Raw genomic sequence first — 21,874 nt, 5'->3', positions numbered from 1 at the left:
TCTACTATCGACTCATGACCAACGACTCTAAAGTTGCTGCACTAATTCCCATATCATGGGTGTGGGGTGCGAGAAACTCTGATGTTGATAAGTCGGCTGGATTAATTGCAACTACTTGATTTAAGTTTTGCTGTTGAGCAATCTGGTTTTCTTTGCGCCAGCTATCATATTCTTCTGGTGTGTGGACAACTACCTGTGTCCGCATTGAACCGTGATAACCACCGCACAACTCAGCACAAACTACAGGATATGTACCTGGTTTGGTGGCGACAAATCGTAGTTCGGTAGGGATACCAGGAAGTGCATCTTGTTTCAAGCGGAAGTTTGGTACCCAGAATGAGTGAATTACATCTTGTGCTGAAAGGTTGAGTTGGACATCAGCACCAACGGGTATGTGCAATTCCCCAGAGCTAATGCCGCTATCAGGGTAATTAAATAACCAGGCGTACTGTATGCCTTTGACATCAACAACTAAATCGGCTGGTTTGTTTAGCGTTTGAGGAGACGCGCCAATGCCAATTGTTGGGGCAATTGTTGGGGCAGTTGTTGCTTCAGTATCGCTTAATGTAGCTGCAATAGCACTCCCTGGTATATGAGCAACATGAGCTGCTGAATGAGGATGACCAGCAGGATCAAAGCCGCCCATTCGGTTAAAAACATCTACACTGTAGATGCCCAAGAGGAGGACGATTACTGTGGGAATTGCTGTCCAAAAGACTTCTAAAGGAACGTTGCCTTCCACCCACACACCATCGCTATCGTCACCCCGACGGCGGCGAAACTGAATCAAAAAAACTACAATTGTTCCTTCTACCACCAAGAATAGTGCGATCGCAATGGTAAACATGACGCTGAAAAAACCGTCAACCAAAGGCGCTTGTAACGATGCCTGCACCGGCATGAGAGCGTGGTTTTGACCGATCCAAATGCTGATTGCTGTAACTACTATCCCAGCAACCAGAGTCCATAGTGAAACAGGAACTTGTTGCATACATGCTACCTGTGTAAACAGTCTTTAAAGGTGTGATTTTTTGGTATTAGGTATTTAGGCGCTGGGCATTTTTATCTATTCCCCATTCCCTATTCCCTATTTCCCATTCCCTTTTCACTTATTAACTTTCTAACGTGCAGCCATAAAAAATGGGGGAAACTTCCAGATTTTTTCCATATCTTTCCCCCAAAAACTTACAAATTATATTTCAACTCCTATGAAAAAGGTAGCCCCCTGCTCTCAGAAAAGCTAGTTGTTCCAAGAGGGCACTGTTAGACCTAAATATTAATTAGGCTATATTAGCAGCAAGTTTAAATTTGTTAATATCTAACATTTTGCGATTTACAGATTTGTTTACTGTGAACTTTTTATTAGTTACAGTAAATATTTAAGATTCCCCTCAAGTTACCTTGCCTAGCGCATTTGCGCTTTATTCAAACAGTGCCTCCTTCAAAAAACAACAATTTTGACTAACTCCAAAAACCTTAATTATTTAATACAACGTGGGTGTAGCAGTTCTTTGGACAGATCCGCGAACAAGCTTCACAACCAATACAGTTTTCTGGGGAAGTAACTGCCATTACTTTCCGTTCAATTTCATCATCATCTTCATCTTCTACAAATTCGCCTTCTTCATTGAGTGCTTTCAAACCCAGCACATTATAACCGCATACTTTAACGCATCTGCCACAACCGATACATTTGTCTTTGTCAATTTCTTGAGCGAATTTTGGTGTCCAAGCTTTCCCGCCAAATGTCAAACCTGTTAGTTGTGCCATGAATAATCCCTCGGCAATTTTGCCTTTCAATCTGTTTGTGCATTAATCATCATATTATCCTAATCTCTTATTCGTTTATATTCAAAAATCACTTTTTGCTCATCAAATTTCGATGACTTTGAACACAAAATTACACTGTTTTTAATTTCAAATTCTAGATAAAACTTATTGATAATAATTGTCTATTTGTAAGAAGGCAGAGTAGCGCATTGGTGTCAACTTAATAAAAAATCTGCTTTGAGAGGACGTTTTGCCCTTATCCCCGAACCCCTTCTCTCAACTTGGGATTCGGAAAACTAGAGAATTTGCTCACCTCTGGCAAAATTGTGAGAGGGCTTAGAGGTGAGGGTTAAACTTGGAAAGTTCGCCAAATCTAGCTTATACGTTAAGTTGACACTAATGAGAGTAGCCTGTCTCTTCTGTGTATCGGTTAAAAAAAGGATAATTATTATTTCCAGCAGATAGAACTATCTCTATAAGAGTAATGATATTATTTTTCAAATATTTTTTTGATTGGGCAGAAAAATATATGTATATAGTAGTAATTAATACAAAACTCAATGTTCGTGAGTTACATTTTTATATATGCAATATGTATTTTAAAAGCCAACAATTTTTGATTTTTATTTAATTAATTTATTTAGCTCAATGATGACAAAAGAGATTATTCTTTTACATCAAGAGAGTAAAGCTAATTATGAAGTAACTGTAAACTTGGTAGCAGAATATGATCATGCATTAAATATTAAAATCATTATTGAAGAAGAAATACAGAAGTCAGAATGGGCTAAACGCCCCGCTACCGCTAACAGGAGCAAAGCCAAAGATTCCAAAGCTCCGGTCATAATCAAGATGCTTGCGGACTTGCTCTAAGCGTACCCCTGCGGGGAAGCAAGCTACGTGTAGCGTCTCGTTCGCGCAGCATCTTTAATAGGAGAAAGGCTTTATGCTACGCTATCTGCTTGCTTTTCGGGTCAAAATACCTAACTGAATTCTGACGACTGACGCCTCTATTCTGTTCGATAAATCAGATGAAATCCAATTACAACAGGCTTAAATGTTTTTTAAAAGCACTTTATGGTCAAAGCTAAAATGTTCATTGAGTTATATTTTCAATAAATATTAAGATTTTTTAAAGCTCGATACGAACAAATTAATCATTATTTATATGAAATGTATAGTTAATAAATAAGTTTTATCCGGCTCGGTTTTAAAGCCTTAAATAGCTTCCAATTGGATGCGAACTCAAAATATGGATGTGGGGAGTGAGTGTGGTGAGAAAAGATTATTCTCGCCATAAAGATAATGTGGTAGCGAGTCATGAATAAGCAGGACTCATGCAGGGGAGACCTGAGCCAGACATCTCAACGATTAGAGTGGGAAAAGAGCCAAATGCCTTATACAATTCCTAACAACAGTTGCGTTGGATGTGACAACTGCCGCCCCCAATGTCCTACGGGTGCAATCAGAATAGAGGACAATGAATACTGGGTTGATCCTGGTCTTTGTAATAATTGTGAGGGCTATTATTCAGAACCGCAATGTGTAATAGCTTGTCCAACAAATTCTCCGATTCGTTGGCAGTCGAAAAAGGGGAGATGCAAAATAGAACCGAGAGATGCTAGCAGTTTAGACTTGTTTTCTAACGGCAAGAATAATCCTTTTGCTTCAGCGATCGCAATTTGGGAAGCTTGTAATGTATTAGCGCAGCGCACATCCTTACATTGGGAAACCGATGAAGAAGGCTACATCAGTTATAGCCGACAAGTCAATCAAGGGCGGGGTGCGATCGCTTTTCATATCCAAGATCCCTTCAAAGTGAACGACAAGGCCACAGATTTAGCAGCAATTGAGGGGCTTGACATCAGAGCCACTTGCATACATCTAATTTTTGCAGCTTATGCTACAGCTTTAGATCAACCTTGGGAGCAAGAATTTGCGATCGATGAGCGACAAATTGAGAAATATTTGGGCATGGAGAAACGCAAAGATTTAAGCAAAGCTGCCAAACTAGCTTTAATGAAAAATCTTGTTCAGCAAGCTTGCTCTTTGATTATCTCCATTGACTGGCCTCAACAAGGTCGAATTCACGGATTCTCTGTTGTCGGAAGCCGTTTATGGCATTTAGTAGATATTCAGCACCACTTTCAAGAAGACAATCTTGGATGCAAATATCTGATTGGGCTAACTTTTAAAGTAAAAGCAGGCTTATGGGCACAATATTTCTTAAACAAACAAGCATGTAAAGAGCGAACCGCATTCTATCAATACGGTAGTCTCCCCAAAACATTGCTAACCACAGTTATGAGTATTTGGCAGCAACATGAAGGCGCAGTCCGATTAATGCTGTGGTTGCTGTTTAAAACCAAAATGGGCAAGGAACAACGTATTACTATTCCTACCTTGCTGCGTATTGCTTACGGTGAAGAAAAAGTCGCCCTTGCATCCAGACAACGGGAAGAACGCAAACGTCTGCTGCGAACTTTTGAAAGCGATTTGGAAATTCTCAATCACTATGGAATGAAACCACTTTTCGATCCAGTTACCTACCCACCAGAAATTCAACCTTTATGGGCGAAGTTAGTTGATCTTCCTGAAGATCCAGATGAAGCATTGGAATTTTGGACTAATGACGGAGGTGCTGAAACCCGCCTCACAGACACAGGTCCCCGTGGTAAGTGGAATCTGCTCATGAATGCGCGGATTTTAGCTTTTCAACTCCCACCAGAATGGGAACAGCAAATTTCAGAATCGGAAAAAAAGAAAACAAGAACTGCTAAAGCCAAAAGAAAGCCCAAAGCGACGAACGATTTGCTAGGCGAACAGATTTTGCAGGCGCGAAAAAATTTGAATCTCTCCCAAAGAGAATTGGCAAAGCTTACAGGTAAAAGCCAAAGCTGGATTCGAGATATTGAAAATGGTCGTTTAAAAGCCAAATTAGAAGACCAAATACTTTTACGAAAAGTGCTAAATATGGGTCAATCTTGATTTTGGAATTTAAACGCATAGGCGCTTCGCCTTCTTGCAGGGTAGGGGCGCAGAGATTTTGTTACGAATTTGTGCAGAGTTATATTAATACAGCAAGACTTTGCCTACCTTTCGCTTCCCTTTGCGTGACGGCAGTCGCTACAACGGGGGGAATCCCCGCAACGCGCTGCCTCCCCTCTGCTTTGAAAAAATCTTCTTTTTTACGTACTATAACTCATCACCTTACTAGAAGTAAGCCAAAGACTATCTACAGCATATTTAATAATTATCAACTCTCGTGTAGCATTACATGAACTCTTCAGTTGTTGAGTCTTAGTTTCATCTCTGACAAGTTTAGCCTGGTACGTGTAAAGAGAACCAGAAGGTTGTTCAAAACTTAGCTCACCCAAAATAGTATTATTATCTAAACTTTGCTCCAAAATTTTGCCTGCAACTTTATAATTAAACCAATCCCATCCATTGCAAAGCATTAGTTCTTTTTCTAAAACCTGAAGTGCAGCAGGCAGAATTCCCCAGCCTCGATAAACTTTATTTAAGCATTGAATATCGCCAGTACGAGTCAAAATCGATTTAAATGAATCTATATCTATACGACCGTAGTATCTTCCTTCTGGCAAGTCTATAATTGTTGGTGCAAATCGATGTCCGCCAAAGTGTGATGATTTCCAAATTCGTACATTATCCAAGCACAAATCATCATTCTTTGCTGTAACTTTGAAGTAAAAAGGAGTGCCATATCTGGCACAACATTTATCATGGCTACCGTGGGTACAAACTAAAATATCTTTAGTTGCAGTGGTTTCTATCTCAGAATTAGAACTGATACCCCATAACCATTTTTTGACAACTGCTGCTACTTGCTCAATATTTGCTAGCTGAAACTCTTGCTTATGGTATCCATTACTTAACCCCTCTTCTTTTTGATAAATCAGAAGTGTAGTGTGATTTACCTTATGTGATACATCATTAGCAATTAAGAGGAATCTAATCGGTAGTTTAGCACGCTTCACTTCCTCTACCAAAACCTTCAAATTCTGAGGTACCCATTTGGAATTAAACGCTTCCGATGTCCAAGGTAAAGGGCACTCAACTAGAATATAAGTTTGATAATTGGTGGCGCTACCAATAACATCTTCTCCCGCTTGTTGTGAATCGTCAGAACAAAAAAAAGTATTCATCTCGCTGTACTCATTAGCATATTCTATGGACAAAAAGTATAACAAATATACAGTTGTGTTCTTAGCTACAATATCCTTGGCTAAAGGAAATAAAAAAGAACAATATTCATTTACCAGTTAAAACTAGGTAGCCACTTAATAACATCATTATTGCTCAAGGTCTTTCCGCTTAATAAACTCTCTACAATAAAGATAAACATTCTCAAGATAGATTTTTCCGCATAAACGCTGTTAATTTTGTATCTAGTTTTATTGTTATTTGGTATCTTGTAAATTTCCACTCGCTGAAGTTCGGCTTTTATAAACTTGGTTTCTTTCGCAAAATCAAATATATTCAATCTTGGGGCGATCGCTTGTTACTCTCCAAGGGATCAACTTGCTTACTATATGGATGTAGCTGATATTACAATCAAAAAATATTGCTAGGAGCAACATAATTATTTAAAATTTTGCTGAAATTTTTTACATAGTTAGTTACAGCTGTTGTTTTTATACATAAAGATATAATTTAATGTTGTTTTTGCTTGAACCTATTCCTAAAGATAGATGCAAAAACACCTGATAAAGACATGAAGCTTTTGTAAGCCAATACTTTTTTAAAACTTTTTTATCCATCTAGACTTATTGAAAAAAATTATCAATTAGCTTATAAAAAATAAAACAATTAAATTAGGGGTCAATACTTTATGCCCCATACTTCATGCACGATAAGTTAATAATCAACACTAGTGACTAATTATTAACAGCGTCACTAAGATCAACATTAACAAACCTGGTATTTTACCCTTTTATCTAATCTAATTTCCTGAACTCATGTCAGGGTTTGATTATATGCCTCTGCATTGACTGTAACTGAACTCAATAATAAATGCAAGTATTTGAGAATTTTTATAATTGCTTTACCGTTTGTCGCCTCTAGAAGGTTGGTTAAATCAAGGTTAATGGGTATTTTATAGTGGAGATAGCTCACTTGAGTAAGTACATGAAAGAATCAATATAATAGATAAAGTTTTGCAATTGTGACAAATTGTTAGCAGTAAGGGCACATCTGTGCACCTCTACTAATCCCAACATTTTTAAGTATGGCGATCGCATATTTCTATTTTCATGGAGAATTGAATCATTTTTTACCACGGCATCATAAGCAGGTGAAAATCTCCCATTTTTTTGAAAAGAGAGCATCAATTAAGGACATGATTGAGTCCTTGGGTGTCCCTCATCCAGAAGTTGATTTTATAAATGTCAATGGTAAATATGTAAATTTTTATTACATAGTTGCGGATAGAGATACTATCAATGTTTATCCAATTTCTGCTAGGTCTACTATTATACCAAGCATTTCTGTCATGCCAGAACCGCTTAGTATTATCCGCTTTGTTTTAGATATCCATTTAGGGAAGCTTGCGACATCTCTACGACTTTTGGGTTTTGATAGTTTATATCGCAATGACTACGAGGATGAGAAATTAGCCGAGATATCCTACAGCCAAGGGCGGATTCTCTTGACTCGTGATAAGGGTTTATTAATGCGTAGTTTGGTAACGTATGGGTATTACGTTAGAAATACTAATTCTGATCAACAAATCTTGGAAGTACTACAACGCTACAACTTGTTTAAATTAATCTCACCATTTAAACGGTGTTTGCGCTGCAATGGCTTATTAGAACCTGTAGATAAGCAATCCATCGTTGACCAGATACCAGAAACTGTACGATCGCAGATTGATGAATTCCAGCGTTGCCAAGACTGCGATCGCATTTATTGGAAAGGTTCACATTATGAACGATTGCAACAGTTTATTAATGGAGTACTCAACTCACAAAAAGGTGAGTAACTTACTAATGGCAATATTTAGCTACCTAAATATTGGCGCTAATTATTTGACTCCCCCCGATTCTAGGATCTTCATCTTCGTTATTTAAATCATCTGGAGTGGGGTTTTGCTTACTCTCTTTAGTTACTTCTTCAGGTTCAATGGTATCTGTCTCTTGAGCTTCATCGATATCAAGAGAGCTAGGAGTTTCTTTGGCTTGAGAGAAATCGATAAGTGGATTGGGTTGAGCGGAAGTCATGAGTTGCTAAATTATACAGTATTCTTTAGTGTTGAATTTATTTTGCTTGTTAACATCTTTCTTGAGAAAGAAACCACTTATTACAAAAAATAAAAAACTATGACATTAATTTTAGCTCTTGATTTTGGCGGAACTAAATTGGCAGCAGCTACAGTAAATGTCGGTTCTAGAAAGTGGTTACGTTATGAACGCCGTCTCTCGCCAGCGAACGCAAATGCTAGTACTGACTTGGAAATTATGCGATCACTCATTTACTCTATGTTAGAAGACACAAAACCGGCTGCGATCAGTGTCAGCTTTGGTGGTCCAGTAGATGCTTCCACGGGGATAGTGCGACTATCTCATCATGTGGCTGGATGGGAGAATATTCCTCTCAAAAGGTTGTTGGAGGAGGAGTTTGGCGTTCCTGTTGGTGTAGACAACGATGCTAATGTTGCTGCTTTGGGTGAACATCGTTTTGGCGCAGGACAAGGGTACGATAGCCTGTTTTACATAACTGTCAGCACTGGCGTGGGTGGTGGTTGGATACTCAACGGTCAGCCTTGGCGGGGTGCTGGTGGGATGGCTGGGGAAATTGGACACATGGTTGTAGATCCTGCTGGGCCAGTTTGTTTATGTGGGAAGCGGGGATGCGTGGAACGTTTAGCGTCGGGGCCTTATATGGCGCAAAATGTTAGGGAAATTTTGGAAAAGGAAGCGCAGAGGTGCAAAGGACTTAGAGATGGAGAGATTTTGAGGAGTTTAGTAGGGAATAATTTAACGTTGTTGACGGGACAGTTGGTAAGTGAAGCGGCGGCGGCTGGAGATGATTTGGCGAAGGAAGTATTGCACAAGGCTGCTTGGGCGCTGGGTGTGGGTATTGGCAATGTGGCGAATTTGATGAATCCGCAGCGCTTTGTGTTGGGAGGCGGTGTGACAAAGGCGGGGGAGGATTTTTGGCAGGTGCTGCGTCAAGTGGCGCGGCAGACGGCTTTGCCAGAAGTTGATTTTGAAATTGTTTCGGCAACGTTGGGGGATGATGCACCGTTGTGGGGGGCGGTGGCTTTAGCAGAAATGGAGATGGCTTAAAAGGCGATCGCTTTTCTGTGTTTTTTAAGTTAGTTATTAGATTCTTTAACTAAAAGCTATCAGATTAAGCTCTTGTAAATAAGACACATGGTAAGCAATTTGGAGCAACGAATTACTTTTAATAATGTGCTGAAATTTAAAAATCGTTCCCAACTTAATCCACGTTTGAAGAAGTGTTGTTCTTCTGGGAAGTTAACAGCATTTTCTAACGTTTGAGTCATAATATTTTTTACTCTCGCAGTTAGTATTCACGAAATTTATTTAATTTCCATCCTAAATCAAAACCAAATTATCCCGATGAATCACGGTTTCTGCACCCGCATAGCCTAAAATTGCGGAAATTTCCCGCGAATGACAGCCGCGAATCTTTTGCAATTCATCGCTGGTGTAATTCACAAGTCCTCTAGCAATTTCGTTACCGTTGCTGTCATACAATTGCACTGCGTCCTGTGTGCGAAACTCTCCTTCTACTAGCTTAATTCCAGCTGCTAATAACGATTTTCCCCCTAGAGAAATTGCCGCGATCGCACCTTCATCTAAATACAATTTACCCCCAGGTACAAGTCCGTAAGCTATCCAACGTTTACGCGCTGAAGTTGGTTCAGGTTGCGGTTCAAAATGCGTCCCAATAAGTTCACCTTGGATAATTTTTTCGATATTCTGGGGAAATCGCCCTTGGGTAATTACAGTACGAACTCCCGCCGCGATCGCAATTCTCGCAGCCGAAATCTTTGTTACCATACCGCCAGTACCCCACTGAGAACCTTGGGAACCTGTTTGTATTTGTAATTGAGCTAATTCTTTAATGCTACTCACTAAAGCGATCGGTCGCGCATCGGGTACGGAACGCGGATCGGCTGAGTACAGTCTATCGACATCGGTAAGCAAAAATAGCCAATCTGCTTCTACTAAGCTAGCAACCAATGCCGAAAGGGTATCATTATCACCAAATTTTAGTTCGTCTATTGCTACAGTATCATTTTCATTTACTATGGGGATCACTCCCAGTCCCAGTAGTTGCTGAAAGGTATTGTAGACGTTGAGATAGCGGCTACGCTGTACTAAGTCACTGCGAGTCAGTAATACTTGGGCGATCGCCTGCTGCAAGGTAGTAAATAAATCATCGTATATCCGAATTAACCTGCCTTGCCCAACTGCTGCTACAGCCTGCTTTAGTGCGATCGCCTTGGGACGTTCAGTTAAGCCTAACCGCGCACAACCCACTCCCACAGCCCCAGAAGAAACCAAAATCACCCGGTGTCCCTGGCGTCTTAAATAACAGAGTGTTTCCGCCAAGGTAGCAATGGTGGAAAGTGCTAATTGTCCCGTTTCTGGCTGAGTTAGGCTAGAAGTGCCGATTTTGACAACAATTGTTAATGACATCTTTGAATTTTAGATTTTAGACTTCGGCTATGCTCAGTCGAACGATTTTAGATTTTAGATTACAAATTAGACATCTTACATAAGTTTTTTTAGACCTCTACCCGAAAGCATAGGACATCCATGTGAACAAACTAAAGCTTATGGAAACACCTTTTTAGGCTTTAAATCCACAAACAAGTCTATTTTGGATTCAATCCAAAATCCCAAATCGTTCGACTGAGCGTAACCGAAGTCTAAAATCCAAAATTGTAAAGCGCCAATCCCTCTATAGTGAAGGTTGACGCTTTATGGGTTTATATTTATTTTGTATGCTGTAGAGTCTTTTTTGGCTGACCCCATGTTATTAATACTTATGATCCCCGATTTTTGGATTCCAGTAAGATTCTTTAACCATTTCTTTAGATTTACTTTCCTGACGATTTGTCAATTTTTGTGAATCTTGGTTTTTTTGGGTGTAATAGTGGCTCCCAGAATTTCAGATATCCAAACTTCAAAGTTGCGAACAGGATGAGAGCGTAGGGCTGCGTCTGCATGGACAATCGGTTCTACTAGAATGGTAAACATCCCCAGGCGATTACCTGCTAAAACATCGGTAAATAAGCGATCGCCTACCATTCCTACTTGATGAACTGGTAGATTCATTCCCCTAAGAGCTGCCCTAATTTTGCGTCGGGAGGGCTTGGCTGCACCTAAGTAGTAAGGTAGATTGAGCGATCGCGCAATTCCACCAATTCGCGCTTCACTCAGGTTGTTACTCACTAAACACAAAGCAGCACATCTGCGAATTTGTTCCACCCAATCTTGTAGTTCTGGGGAAGCCAGCCCTACTCTAATGGGTACTAAGGTTTCATCAACATCCAATACTAGCCCCTTTAGCCCGTATTGTTGAATAATATCTGGTGTTAGGTTTAACACTGAACCTTCTAAAATCAAATCAGGTTGCAAAAGATTGTTCCAGGCCATAGTCAGCAGTCAAATTTAAGTAGCTCTAGACAAATGAGCATAACTCAATATAGTTTAGTTAATCGAATTAGATTCTGGAATATCTCCCTGAACACTTTGAGATAAAATCCCTAAAATCTTATCTATCTCTTTGATGTAATAATTATTCAAATCAATAAATATATCGTTTTCTTCTAACTTCAAAAACTTCCAAATATCCCCTGTTGTAACCGCGCCATAAATTTTATTAATTTCATTTCCTTCTTGTTGATTAAATAATTGTGCTGCCAACATTGCCGCCGCACACTGACCTAATCCATCCTTAATATTTTCATTTTTGGCTTCAATAATAACCACCACAGGCACATTAATTATTAGTTGCTCTTTAGAACGACTGATGATAAAATCACAATAGCCGTTCAGACCTTTTTCTATATCTACATTAAAATCTGTTCCTGAAAATAAACTAATTTGATAATTAGCCCTGCGTCTTACCTCTAACAATATTGGAGTGATAATCATTTTTGAACGAGCTTTTTCAGTATTAATTGCTAAAGCCAGTTCTATCGTTTCTTCTAAAGAATTTGTAAGTTTCTCGCTTGGCTGTAAAGGTTCTATGTCAGCACATAAATCAGCTTCTTCATCAATGTGGATGCTGAATGACTTTTTAAATTTACTTAATGTAAAGTCGCTATAAGCCATTTTCAGCACCTCATCCCAATTTTGAATTTTAGATAATGGAATTAAAAATCCCTACCAAAATGCTTTGTCCAGAATTTGGTAAAAGGTTTAAGTAGATTTTAATCACAATCAAAATTCTTAATTAAAAAATTCCAAATGCAACATTTTCATTTTGAATTTTTAATCTTATTCTACTTCATTAAAAAGATGTTCCTCTAACAGAGGTTGCACTTTGCGAAACTCCTCTGGAGAGAGTAATTCAGGTTCACCTGTTTTTGTTATCCGTGCAAAAAACAACAGAGGATCGAGGGGTGTATAAATTGCATACTCCTGATCTTCATCATAGAAGCTAGCAAGTAGCTGTAATTGCTCTGGCTCTAAATCTGCCTGTTCGTCTTCGATTTCTAAGGTGAAGAGTTCTGATTCTTCAACGGGCGGTAAATCACCTGCAACAGTTAGAGCATAAGCTGTGTTCTTCAATATCAGGTTCTGCTCAGATAATACAGCTTGGGCTGTGGCAAAAATTTGCTCAATAATGCTGTCATCTTCTACCAGAACCGCTTCTTCTTCCTCACCGTCACCTTCCCAAGAAAAAATTTCTACAGGTGAGTCTACAGGAAGAAGTAAAACGTATTCTTGTCCATCGACTTCGAGGGAATGCTCAATGTAACAATCGAGCGATCGCCCTTTATCATCGGTTAAAGTGATGGAACCCGCATGAGCGTTATCATTTTCTTCAGGAAATGGAGAGGAAAACATAGCCGAAATGTAGAAAGAAATTTAATAAATACCAGCAACTTTGAAAATCGCTTAACTATTTAATGACATAGTTATGTCAACCAAATAGCTTTATACGTAGATACAACTGCTGGCTAATCGTTTTCAGAATATCATGTTAAAAGGTATCAATATTCAATAGTCGCAACTGAACTGTGGGATTTAGCACGCTTAACATCCAGCCATTGTTGTAAAATCAAAGCGGCTGCCTTACGGTCAATTAAACCTTTATGGCGTGACGGGGAGCGGTTCTCAGCTATCAGCAGTTGTTCTGCTTGAAATGAAGTTAATCGCTCATCCACATATTCCACAGGCAGTTTCAGGGCTTTAGCAAGCCTTGTAGTAAATTTTTGAACTTGACGCGCTTGAAATCCTAGTGAGCCATCCATTGAATAAGGTAAGCCCATCACCAGGATTTGCACCTCGCGTTCATTAGCTATTTGCCGGATTTGCTCAACATCTTGCTCAAAAGATGTGCGCTCAATTGTGGTAATCCCTGTGGCAATTAAACCCGTGCGATCGCACCCAGCCACACCAATCCGCTTGCGACCAAAATCTAGTCCCAACGCTGAAATAAAAGGTTTTGGTTGCTCTTGAGATATCACAATTAATTCTCCTGCTGTGCATCTGCTGATTCAGACATCGGTGATGCTTCCATGCTAGGATTTTTTCCCGAAAAGTTTATCGGTTCTGACTTGCTTGGCAGTGGTTTATCTGACGATGGCAACTTTGGTGGTTGTATCCATGACATCCCACCTGGGATCGGTTTACGTGCTGGCTGTAAACCTTGCAACATATCAGTCCACTGGATTCCTTCTAAGGAGACGAATTTAGACTCCCGTAGTTTGTGCCACACAGAGCGAGACATAACTAATGTATGTTCTATGCGTTTTGCCCCAATTTGTTCTAAATACTCTTCTCGCTCTGCCTGATAGTCTGAGGAAGCGAGTTGTAACCCTTGCTGGGGAAAATCTTGGGCAATACGAGCTAGTTGAGATAGTAATTCTGGATACAGCCATGTATAAGCAGGATGAACAGTCAGCGTTGCAACGTGGGGGACTTCCCCTTGACGGTCAAGTTGCACCTGAAAATAGCCGATCGCAGCTTTGCGTTGCGGTTCAAACACGTAACCACTGACTACTTCTGTTTTGCTTACCCACTGCATTACTGCATCAGTTAAAGCACCAAACAAACTGGTTTTAAAGTCGCGGGTATTACGATCAAAAACCTGACGTACCAAAGGCGGCATCGATGCCGTATCTAGTTGATATAGCAACTGGGCATCAGCATTACTTACTGGCAAAAGGTTGGGTAAGTCTGGCTCTGCTTGCGCCAATTCAGCCAGTAATTCTGGGCCAATTTCCCAGTACGTCATTTCTGCCAGACGTTGGAATCCATTTTGCCGATATAGTGCCAGCGCCTCTATGTCATTGATATTAACTTCCAGTAACCAAGTCCGAGCTTCCAGAATCGATTCAAAGCAATGACGCAAAAGTTGCGAACCAGTTCCTTGTTTATCGATACCACGCTCTAACAGCACTTGATCGATGCGCCAAGTGCTGCGTGTCCGGTTAAAGGGTGACACTTGAATCATCCCTAGAAGAATCCGCCCTTGCTCTGCTATATAGGCACAGAGGCGATACTGTAGCGGGTTAGGAAACCAACTCAAAAATTTGAGTAATCCATACCAGCGACGCAGCCTTTGCATCTGGCTGATGGCAAAACCTGCTCCCTTAGGAGTGAGGGCTGCGAATGACTCTTGAGTTATGCGCTCAATCCCGTCCAGATCACGGTATTGGACTGGTCGGATAACAACGCTGAGGTTTCTGGGAAGTAATGAAGTCATTTTTATTCGAGCCGCTATTTAGCCTTAACTAACTGCTCTACAAAGGAACTGCTGCAATAATATTAACATTAACTGCTTTTTACCCCTTACTATTGCTCCAAAAGGGTGATTTTAGTAACTTAATACTTAAAAAAGCAGAAAAAGCAGACCTTGTGAGAACACCATTGGCATTGACCCAACAACATCTGCCTTATATTTTATTGGAATTTTGATTAAAATTTGTATATATTTACAGCCCTTGTCGAGAAACTAGCTTTTCAAAATGGGCTTGGCTTTGATGGAGTAATTGCTGGCGACTATCTACCAGTGTTTGTTTCAGGGTTGGAACAAGATTGCGAGCTTGCAGAGTCATGTGAAGTTGCAAATTGGCGACATATTCACTGAAATCTTGATTCATTTCATCTGCACTTGCATTAGTTAATAAATTTGATTCCATTGCCACTGTGTTCTCCTGTGTTAATCCGATGCTGTCTCTCTTCATGACCAAAAACTATCACGTTGTTTGGACTAACTTCTTAATTTGCAATGAAGTTTAACGCTTCTTAGGGATAGGGATAGCGATCGCAGTAGGGTTTTTCTCTGCCCCTTAAAATCTCAAACCAACACCACCTTGTACAGAGATAGCTGTACCACCGCTATCACGGTAGGCATCAAAAGCGATAATGGCATTGCCAAAAAGCACAGTATTGCTATTTGGGATCATATAATCAATGCCTGGTTGTAAAGCAAAACTAATTTTGTCGCCTACAGGAGAAGATCCACCACCACTAGCCAACACTAACCCAGCACCCAGGTAGGCATCAGCTTGCCAGTTAAGGGGTAAATCGTAAGAAACCGTTGGCACAACTGCTGTATTATTGCCAATTAATACTTGGGCACGCAGTGAAAGTGGCACTTCCAAAAACTTGTAGCGACCAGCTATAACCCCCCCCAATTGGATACCATCAGTCAAACCAACAGTAGGGCCGATACCGATATAACTGCCGTATGCTACTTGAGCTTGTACTGGTTTAGCACTTGCTAGACTCAAGATCAAACCAGCCCCCAAAACTGAAACCAAATATTGAATATACTTCATAACCGAACTCCTCACACCAATTAGTCATTTGTCATTTGTCATTGGTTATGGTGCATTGGGCATGAGCTTAGAAAAACTCTTCCCCAATCCCCAGCGCTGCACTGAGTTTCGACTTCGCAAAAATCGAGTTTCGCCTACGCGGTAATCGAGTTTCGACTACGCTCAACTGCCGCAAAGTCGAGATTCAACTAGCGCTAGTCGTACCCTTTTGAGGAAGCAAGCTACGCAAAGCGTCTCGTTGGCGCAGCCTCTCGTAGAGAAGAGAAGTGTCCCCAGTCCCCAGTCCCCATTCCATTCTACGGGCAACGGGGATGAATGCCTCCTTGAGTACAAATGTATGCTAATTGCTTGGCATCTAAATTTTTGGCTAGAGAAAAATCAACGCCTTGGACTACAGCAGATACTGAGCCTAAATCTGGGGTTTGAACAAATTGATCTGCTGGGTCTTGTTTACTTGGGGCGAGAATTGTCCCCTTAAAATCTGCTCCGGTGACATTTGCCCCCCGTAAATCTGCAAGACTGAGGTCGGCATTTTGCAAGTTAGCGTTTTCCATCCGGGCAGAACGCAAAACAGCACCAGTTAGACGAGTGGCGCCCAGGTTAGCATTGCTGAGATTAGCACGATCCAAATAGGCTCCTGATAAATCTGCCCCTTGCCAATCAGTGTTAGTTAAGTTGGCAAAGGATAATTGTGTTCCAATTGCAGTGGCGCGACCTAAACGGGCAGCGTACAGATTAGCTTCGTTCAATCTAGCGTCACCTAAATCTGCTCCAGTTAAGCTAGCTTTTTCCAAAACTGCGTTTCTCAGATCGGCTCCTACTAATTGGGCGCTGTTGAGTTTAGCCTCATATAGACGTGCGTTGGATAAGTTGGCTCTGTTGAGAGTGGCGCGGCTCAAATCGGTACGGTTCATTAAAACGCGACTAAGATTAGCATCAGTAAGATTGGCTTGCTGCAACTGAGCTTGACTTAAATCAGCCATCACATCATCGTATGTATCCCAGCGCCCATCTTCACCCACATCTCGAAAGCGGCTATCCTTAAAGCTAGCTTGGTTAAGATTTGCAGATTTAAACTTAACTCCTGATAAATCAAGGTTGTCTAGTACCAAGTTAAAGAAGGAACTTCCTGGAGTCCCGTTTTGACCTAATTGGGTGCTACTAAGGTCAACACCCTCGATTTTACCGCTATAAACAGAGAGAATCTTGTTGATCGTCCGTTGGTTTCTTTGCAACCGTCCCTGCCGTAATTCTCGTTCTTGGGTTGCAGTGCTACCTACAGACTCTAGTTCACTAACCAAAAACTGATTCTTATTTTTTAATTCCGGGATGGCTTTGGGCCCAACAGTTGTCAAAGCTTGTTGAATTGTATCCAGAAGGCTGGGGTTGGTTTCGCTAACCAAGAGATTCGCCAGAAATTTGATAGACTCTGGATCATTAAGACCACCTATAGCCAGAATTGCACTTTGGCGTTGCTCATTAGTTGCCCCAGAGTTGGGAGCTAATTGTTTGACAAGTTCTAGGAACTGTTGGCTGTTGATTTTCTCGGTTGCTCGCTGGGATTGTTGAATTTGGATATAAACTTGAGTACCAATTAAAGTTGCCAATACAGCAGTCATACTCGTAAGCCCTACCCCAAACAAAGTCAGATTAGGATTTTGCTGTATCCGCCGCCACAGATTAGGCGACTGGTTGGTTTGGGCTGCCGCTAATTCTTCTCCTTGGTGCCATTTTTCTGCCTCATCATTACCGCCAGTAGACTGAACTTCTTTGTTGTTAGCTAAGAGTGAGGATGGCAAGGGGCGAGTCGCATCTATTGTATAAGTGCCTGCAAGTTGATCGTGCAATGCGCGACGCCCCCGGCGCGACGGTAAGCCTATCCCTTCACCCACAATCATTAACAAAGACAAAAATGTGAATAATCCTAAGTTAGGAAAAGCAAAGCTGTAGCGCCACAGCAGATAGGCGATGGAAATGGGTACAGTCCAACGCCCAACTCCTTCTCTAATCACCACTGCCTCCAAACCAGGTGGTCTTCCTTGCTCGTTGACAACTCGCACTTTTAACCAACGTTTAGGAATTGTGCTACCAGTCTTAGCTAGTAAATACAATTGCCACCATGAGAGAGTTACAGGCGCTAACAGGGCGATTGTCCACAAAATATTAGTCGGCCATGCCACGTTACGGATGCCATAGCTCACAGGTAAAGCCAGGGGTCTGGCGATCGCTCTTTCTGTGACTACCAACACAGGGTTAAGGGGCACTCGATTAAGATCGCTTCTAGAATTGGCATAGACACCAATGCCGAAGGGAATCAACCCACTAGTAACCACTAGTGTGATTTCAGCCGCCCAAGCAGCAAACCGCCTGCTTGCTAGTAGCAGCGAATTGGCTCTTTCTGGTTGTTTTGACTGACCAGATTGATTACTTCTTTTGACAATTGGTGTCGTCATCGCATAATTTCCTTTGACATTTTTGACATTATTTATACATTTATACGCCGCTAACGGCACAGTTAAAATAGACTAAGCTAATCGGCAAAAAGAAAAGCATATTGAAATAGAATTTTGGAGTCATAAGTCAGAAGCCTTTTGTATCATGGCTCCTGACTTTCATAACTACGGGTATGCAAAGTAAATGCATATCAGTTTATTACTTACGTTGAAACCTACTAGACACAAAAATTTTGTATCCAACATACACTAACACTGCCAAAAGTGCCAGACTGATTACAGATGCAACTAGTTTAAACACTGCTTGTAGCATCGCCAAGCCTACTAGCACCGTCACACCCGAAACTACCAGCTTTTTTGTTCCAGATAAGCTGTTGAACCAAATCTGAAATCGCTCCAGTTGCAAGTTAAATTTGGCAAAAACAGATGCCTCAGTCTGTTTTTGCTCTTGTGGTTGAGGAACCACTTTTGGCGAAGAATTAATCTCTGCCTCTAGCTTATTGAGGCGACGCTGCAAGTCTTCTTCTCTTTGAGGATTCATCAATCTTTTCTACCTCAGCTAGGTTACTTATTCCACAACAGACTAACCAAATTCTATTTTTGGTGGTTGTCTTAGTGATTTTAGCTAATGTCTGTGTATGCAATACCTTTTTCGACAGTAAAAATTATGATGATTTTTGAAAATCTATCATGTTACAGATTGAAGTGTATAATGTAGGGTCGAATATTTTCGTGCAAAAGCGCCACCATATATAAATAATTTGCACGATTAATAATCTTTACACCGATCAAATCTTCATTGAAAGCGACGGAAAACTCCATCCCCGGACTTCGTCTTGCTACCCACTCTGTGGGTGGACGAGGTTGTTCTCCCCATCGCTTGGATCAAGCAGGGCATTGGCCAAACAGGTAGTTTCTTCCTCATGCCCAATACTTCTCTTCTTAGGCTGCGCCCTAAGCGTAGCTATGCCGCAGGCTTTACGGCTTTGCCCAACTCTTCTTAGGCTGCGCCCTAAGCGTAGCTATGCCGCAGGCTTTACGACTACGCCCAACTCTTCTTAGGCTGCGCCCTAAGCGTAGCTATGCCGCAGGCTTTACGACTACCAAGAGGACAAGCTCAGGATAAGCTCAGTACAAGTGCCCTATTCCCCATGCCCAAAAACTCCAGAGAGCAAGTACCGTGGAGTTTTTTATAAAAAATCTTGAAATGATAGTATTGCTTTATACGACACCTTTTGGAACTAAGACGGATTGCTGCCGTCTATATTAATCAGACGATATAACAGTATTGCTCTAGAAAAATCTGGAGCATTAATTAAAATGAAAACGCTTAGGCTACTGACAATGGTTCCCACAGCTTTGGCGATGAGTTTGGTTTTCGCCCAGAATAATTTGGCACAGACACCAAAAATCCAAATTAATCGGAATCTCCAATCAGATCCACTAATTTTCAAGGGAAAGTCTGGGGGAACTGTCAAAAGTGATTGTGGCAATATTACAACTGAACCTAATCAAGTTATCCAGGTTACACAGTCACTACCTTATTTACGATTAACAGTAGAGAGTGAAGGGAAGCCAACGCTATTAATCGATGGGCCTGGGGGGCGTTTTTGTGTGATCGCAGATAAATATTCTGGAGGTAAGCCAGAACTTTCTGGTTACTGGCAGGCAGGAACATACTCGCTGTTTGTGGGCGAACTATCCCCAGGAAAGCCAAGCTTTAACTACACCCTCTCAATCTCCCAACAAACAAATAAATAGTCATTTGTCATTTGTCTTTTGTCACTAAATAATTACTAATTTGTAATTCGTAATTAAAGGTACAAGCCCCTAACTTTAGTTATGGAGACAAATAAATTTATTCCTTAATTCAAGCCCCCGACTTTAGTCGTGGGGTAATAATTACAAATTATGAATTATAAATTACGAATTATTTTAATTAATCTTCCAGTGATTTGCCTGGGACTTCCACAGCTTTGACATCAATTGTGCCTTCTGGTGTGAAGCGCTGAAAATGACTATTTTGTACTAACAGTGACTCTCCACAGTTAGGACACTGCAACTGACTGTTATTTAAACCTGTAAATTCATATCTACAGACGGGACACTGGTCAGCAACCAAGTTACGTTGCAGCCACCAACGAAAGCCAAAAAACGCCACAATGGGTGCTAAAAACAGCAACCCGACAATAATTAGCAACGAATTTACCAACCAACCCAAGCCCAGTGATGCCAGCAACCAAATAACTGCCAGCAGGGTAAGCCAAGGGCGGAGATTTAAAAGATTCAATTGAAATGACTTAAAGCTCATTTTTTAAATGTCGTCCTGCTCTGCTTCTAGGATAGCGATTTTAGTCATTGGTCACTTGTACTGAGCGTAGCCGAAGTATTAGTCATTTATTATTTGTCATTTGGACTCAAATGGACTTCATGATTGGGGATAGAAGAATTTTTTGCAAGTGCTGTTGAAAGGCATCTATGCCAAACAAAGCTATCGCTTGTTCTCGTAGCCACTCTCCATTACATCGCTGGTCATTCCCTTGAAGTATTTCTATACAAGCCGTTGCTACCGCATCAGGACTGCGGTGTGGGACTCGCCACCCTAGTTTACCATCTTGCAAAGGATCGGCTGAACCATCGTCGTCACCGGATAATACAGGCACTCCACAAGCCATTGCCTCTAGATAAACGATACCAAAGCCTTCTTGTGAAGGCATAATATAGGCATCAGCAAGACGGTAATGTTCTATTAATTCTTCTGTAGCAACGAAACCAGCAAATACGACGCGATCGCTCACACCTAAATATGCAGCTAGTTTAGCTAATCGCGGTTGGTCATCGCCGCGACCAATTACCAAATATTTCACTTCTGGAAAAACTTCAGCAATTTGTGGTAATGCCCGAATCGTTACATCTACGCCCTTGTAAATATCCCCTGACCATAACCGCGCTACTGTCATTAACACCTTAGCACCGATTAAGCTATACTTCTTTTCTAATTCTGGCTGCTTAGAACCAGGAGTAAATATATCCCCATCAATTGCACAAGGCATCATCTGTACCATTTTCGGGTTTAGACTATTAGCAGCACAGGCGCGATCGCGGCTGTAACGACTAATTGTCCAAATTCCAGCTGCGGATGTCAGGGCGCGACGTTCTTGATTTTTGAGCTGTTCCCAAACTTCTTTACCGTAAGTTAGCACAGTGTAAGGAATACCCAGGGGTTGGCAAAGAGTTTGTACTAATACTCCTAAGTTAATATGACCGCAGAAAACCTGTTCTGGACGGCTTTGCAAAAGACACTTGAGTAAAGCTGCTGCCATTTGCAATCTCCCTAAATAGGGAGACTGATTTTTAAAGTAATGAAATTTTAAGTTATCGTCTTCAAACGGATTTAAGCTATCAGAACTATCTCGCAGTAAAAAGACTTCCGCTTTGTAGGTTTGGCTCAATCCTAGATAGGCGCGAAAAATATCTTTTATATATGATTGGATACCGCCTTCGTGGGCAAAAATTTCTAAAAACACGAAGACATGGTTAGTTTTTTTGTTAATTTTATTACCTAACTTTAGGTTTTCTGTCACTGTAGTGATATGCATGTTAGGTTATTTACACTTGCGGTAAAGGCGCGAGCGCA

The 21,874-nt window shown here is 41.0% G+C and carries 21 protein-coding genes; 5 read left to right on the top strand and 16 right to left on the bottom strand.

Annotation, left to right across the window (positions count from 1 at the left end):
* Nucleotides 1–4 precede the first annotated feature (4 nt).
* A complete protein-coding gene (locus tag V7L20_RS00500; RefSeq protein WP_334742172.1) occupies nt 5–991 on the bottom strand; it encodes a cytochrome c oxidase subunit II in 987 nt (328 codons plus the stop codon).
* A gap of 485 nt (nt 992–1,476) precedes the next feature.
* Nucleotides 1,477–1,770 carry a ferredoxin III, nif-specific gene (gene fdxB, locus V7L20_RS00495; RefSeq protein ID WP_334742171.1) on the bottom strand — a complete coding sequence of 98 codons (294 nt, stop codon included), beginning with the start codon at nt 1,768–1,770 and terminating at the stop codon, nt 1,477–1,479.
* Between the two features lie 648 nt (nt 1,771–2,418).
* On the opposite strand from fdxB, the gene V7L20_RS00490 reads away from it, so the two are divergent.
* Both V7L20_RS00490 and V7L20_RS00485 read left to right on the top strand, forming a co-directional pair.
* On the top strand, nt 2,419–2,643 hold the full coding sequence (locus tag V7L20_RS00490) for a hypothetical protein (protein ID WP_334742170.1): 225 nt from the start codon (nt 2,419–2,421) through the stop codon (nt 2,641–2,643).
* A gap of 519 nt (nt 2,644–3,162) precedes the next feature.
* On the top strand, nt 3,163–4,758 hold the full coding sequence (locus tag V7L20_RS00485) for a helix-turn-helix domain-containing protein (protein WP_334742169.1): 1,596 nt from the start codon (nt 3,163–3,165) through the stop codon (nt 4,756–4,758).
* Between the two features lie 200 nt (nt 4,759–4,958).
* Here V7L20_RS00485 and V7L20_RS00480 read toward each other — a convergent pair whose 3' ends face one another.
* A complete protein-coding gene (locus V7L20_RS00480) occupies nt 4,959–5,936 on the bottom strand; it encodes a sucrase ferredoxin (protein ID WP_334742168.1) in 978 nt (325 codons plus the stop codon).
* 1,082 nt (nt 5,937–7,018) lie between these two features.
* On the opposite strand from V7L20_RS00480, the gene V7L20_RS00475 reads away from it, so the two are divergent.
* Entirely contained in the window at nt 7,019–7,771 is a 753-nt protein-coding gene (locus V7L20_RS00475; RefSeq protein WP_334742167.1) for a Mut7-C RNAse domain-containing protein, read from the top strand.
* A gap of 25 nt (nt 7,772–7,796) precedes the next feature.
* Here V7L20_RS00475 and V7L20_RS00470 read toward each other — a convergent pair whose 3' ends face one another.
* A complete protein-coding gene (locus V7L20_RS00470) occupies nt 7,797–8,009 on the bottom strand; it encodes a hypothetical protein (protein WP_334742166.1) in 213 nt (70 codons plus the stop codon).
* Between the two features lie 99 nt (nt 8,010–8,108).
* Here V7L20_RS00470 and V7L20_RS00465 point away from each other — a divergent pair, with 99 nt between their 5' ends.
* On the top strand, nt 8,109–9,077 hold the full coding sequence (locus V7L20_RS00465) for an ROK family protein (protein ID WP_334742165.1): 969 nt from the start codon (nt 8,109–8,111) through the stop codon (nt 9,075–9,077).
* Between the two features lie 273 nt (nt 9,078–9,350).
* Here V7L20_RS00465 and proB read toward each other — a convergent pair whose 3' ends face one another.
* From proB to V7L20_RS00415, 10 genes are all read right to left on the bottom strand, one after another.
* On the bottom strand, nt 9,351–10,460 hold the full coding sequence (gene proB, locus V7L20_RS00460; protein WP_334742164.1) for a glutamate 5-kinase: 1,110 nt from the start codon (nt 10,458–10,460) through the stop codon (nt 9,351–9,353).
* 423 nt (nt 10,461–10,883) lie between these two features.
* Nucleotides 10,884–11,423 (bottom strand): YqeG family HAD IIIA-type phosphatase, encoded by a 540-nt coding sequence (locus V7L20_RS00455; protein WP_334742163.1) that lies wholly within the window; start codon nt 11,421–11,423, stop codon nt 10,884–10,886.
* Between the two features lie 54 nt (nt 11,424–11,477).
* Nucleotides 11,478–12,104, bottom strand: coding sequence for a hypothetical protein (locus V7L20_RS00450; RefSeq protein WP_334742162.1), 627 nt, complete (start codon nt 12,102–12,104; stop codon nt 11,478–11,480).
* A gap of 165 nt (nt 12,105–12,269) precedes the next feature.
* Nucleotides 12,270–12,842 carry a DUF3727 domain-containing protein gene (locus V7L20_RS00445; protein WP_334742161.1) on the bottom strand — a complete coding sequence of 191 codons (573 nt, stop codon included), beginning with the start codon at nt 12,840–12,842 and terminating at the stop codon, nt 12,270–12,272.
* A gap of 146 nt (nt 12,843–12,988) precedes the next feature.
* Nucleotides 12,989–13,465 carry a Holliday junction resolvase RuvX gene (gene ruvX / locus V7L20_RS00440; RefSeq protein WP_334742160.1) on the bottom strand — a complete coding sequence of 159 codons (477 nt, stop codon included), beginning with the start codon at nt 13,463–13,465 and terminating at the stop codon, nt 12,989–12,991.
* Between the two features lie 2 nt (nt 13,466–13,467).
* A complete protein-coding gene (locus V7L20_RS00435) occupies nt 13,468–14,706 on the bottom strand; it encodes a GNAT family N-acetyltransferase (protein ID WP_334742159.1) in 1,239 nt (412 codons plus the stop codon).
* Between the two features lie 229 nt (nt 14,707–14,935).
* Nucleotides 14,936–15,142, bottom strand: a complete 207-nt coding sequence (locus V7L20_RS00430; protein WP_334742158.1) for a hypothetical protein — start codon at nt 15,140–15,142, stop codon at nt 14,936–14,938.
* Nucleotides 15,143–15,292: 150 nt separating this feature from the next.
* Nucleotides 15,293–15,784 carry a hypothetical protein gene (locus V7L20_RS00425; protein WP_334742157.1) on the bottom strand — a complete coding sequence of 164 codons (492 nt, stop codon included), beginning with the start codon at nt 15,782–15,784 and terminating at the stop codon, nt 15,293–15,295.
* Between the two features lie 296 nt (nt 15,785–16,080).
* The gene (locus tag V7L20_RS00420; RefSeq protein WP_334742156.1) at nt 16,081–18,237 is read right to left on the bottom strand and encodes a pentapeptide repeat-containing protein; all 2,157 of its coding nucleotides are present in this window, start codon (nt 18,235–18,237) and stop codon (nt 16,081–16,083) included.
* Between the two features lie 199 nt (nt 18,238–18,436).
* The gene (locus V7L20_RS00415) at nt 18,437–18,778 is read right to left on the bottom strand and encodes a hypothetical protein (RefSeq protein WP_334742155.1); all 342 of its coding nucleotides are present in this window, start codon (nt 18,776–18,778) and stop codon (nt 18,437–18,439) included.
* Nucleotides 18,779–19,557: 779 nt separating this feature from the next.
* On the opposite strand from V7L20_RS00415, the gene V7L20_RS00410 reads away from it, so the two are divergent.
* A complete protein-coding gene (locus V7L20_RS00410) occupies nt 19,558–19,998 on the top strand; it encodes a hypothetical protein (RefSeq protein ID WP_334742154.1) in 441 nt (146 codons plus the stop codon).
* Nucleotides 19,999–20,176: 178 nt separating this feature from the next.
* Here V7L20_RS00410 and V7L20_RS00405 read toward each other — a convergent pair whose 3' ends face one another.
* Nucleotides 20,177–20,548 carry a hypothetical protein gene (locus V7L20_RS00405; protein ID WP_334742153.1) on the bottom strand — a complete coding sequence of 124 codons (372 nt, stop codon included), beginning with the start codon at nt 20,546–20,548 and terminating at the stop codon, nt 20,177–20,179.
* Nucleotides 20,549–20,654: 106 nt separating this feature from the next.
* Nucleotides 20,655–21,836, bottom strand: coding sequence for a glycosyltransferase (locus tag V7L20_RS00400; RefSeq protein WP_334742152.1), 1,182 nt, complete (start codon nt 21,834–21,836; stop codon nt 20,655–20,657).
* Nucleotides 21,837–21,874: the final 38 nt, after the last annotated feature.

Source organism: Nostoc sp. (genome assembly GCF_036916735.1).
In the GTDB taxonomy this organism is placed as follows: domain Bacteria; phylum Cyanobacteriota; class Cyanobacteriia; order Cyanobacteriales; family Nostocaceae; genus Nostoc.
This window is presented reverse-complemented; position numbering and strand designations above follow the sequence as displayed.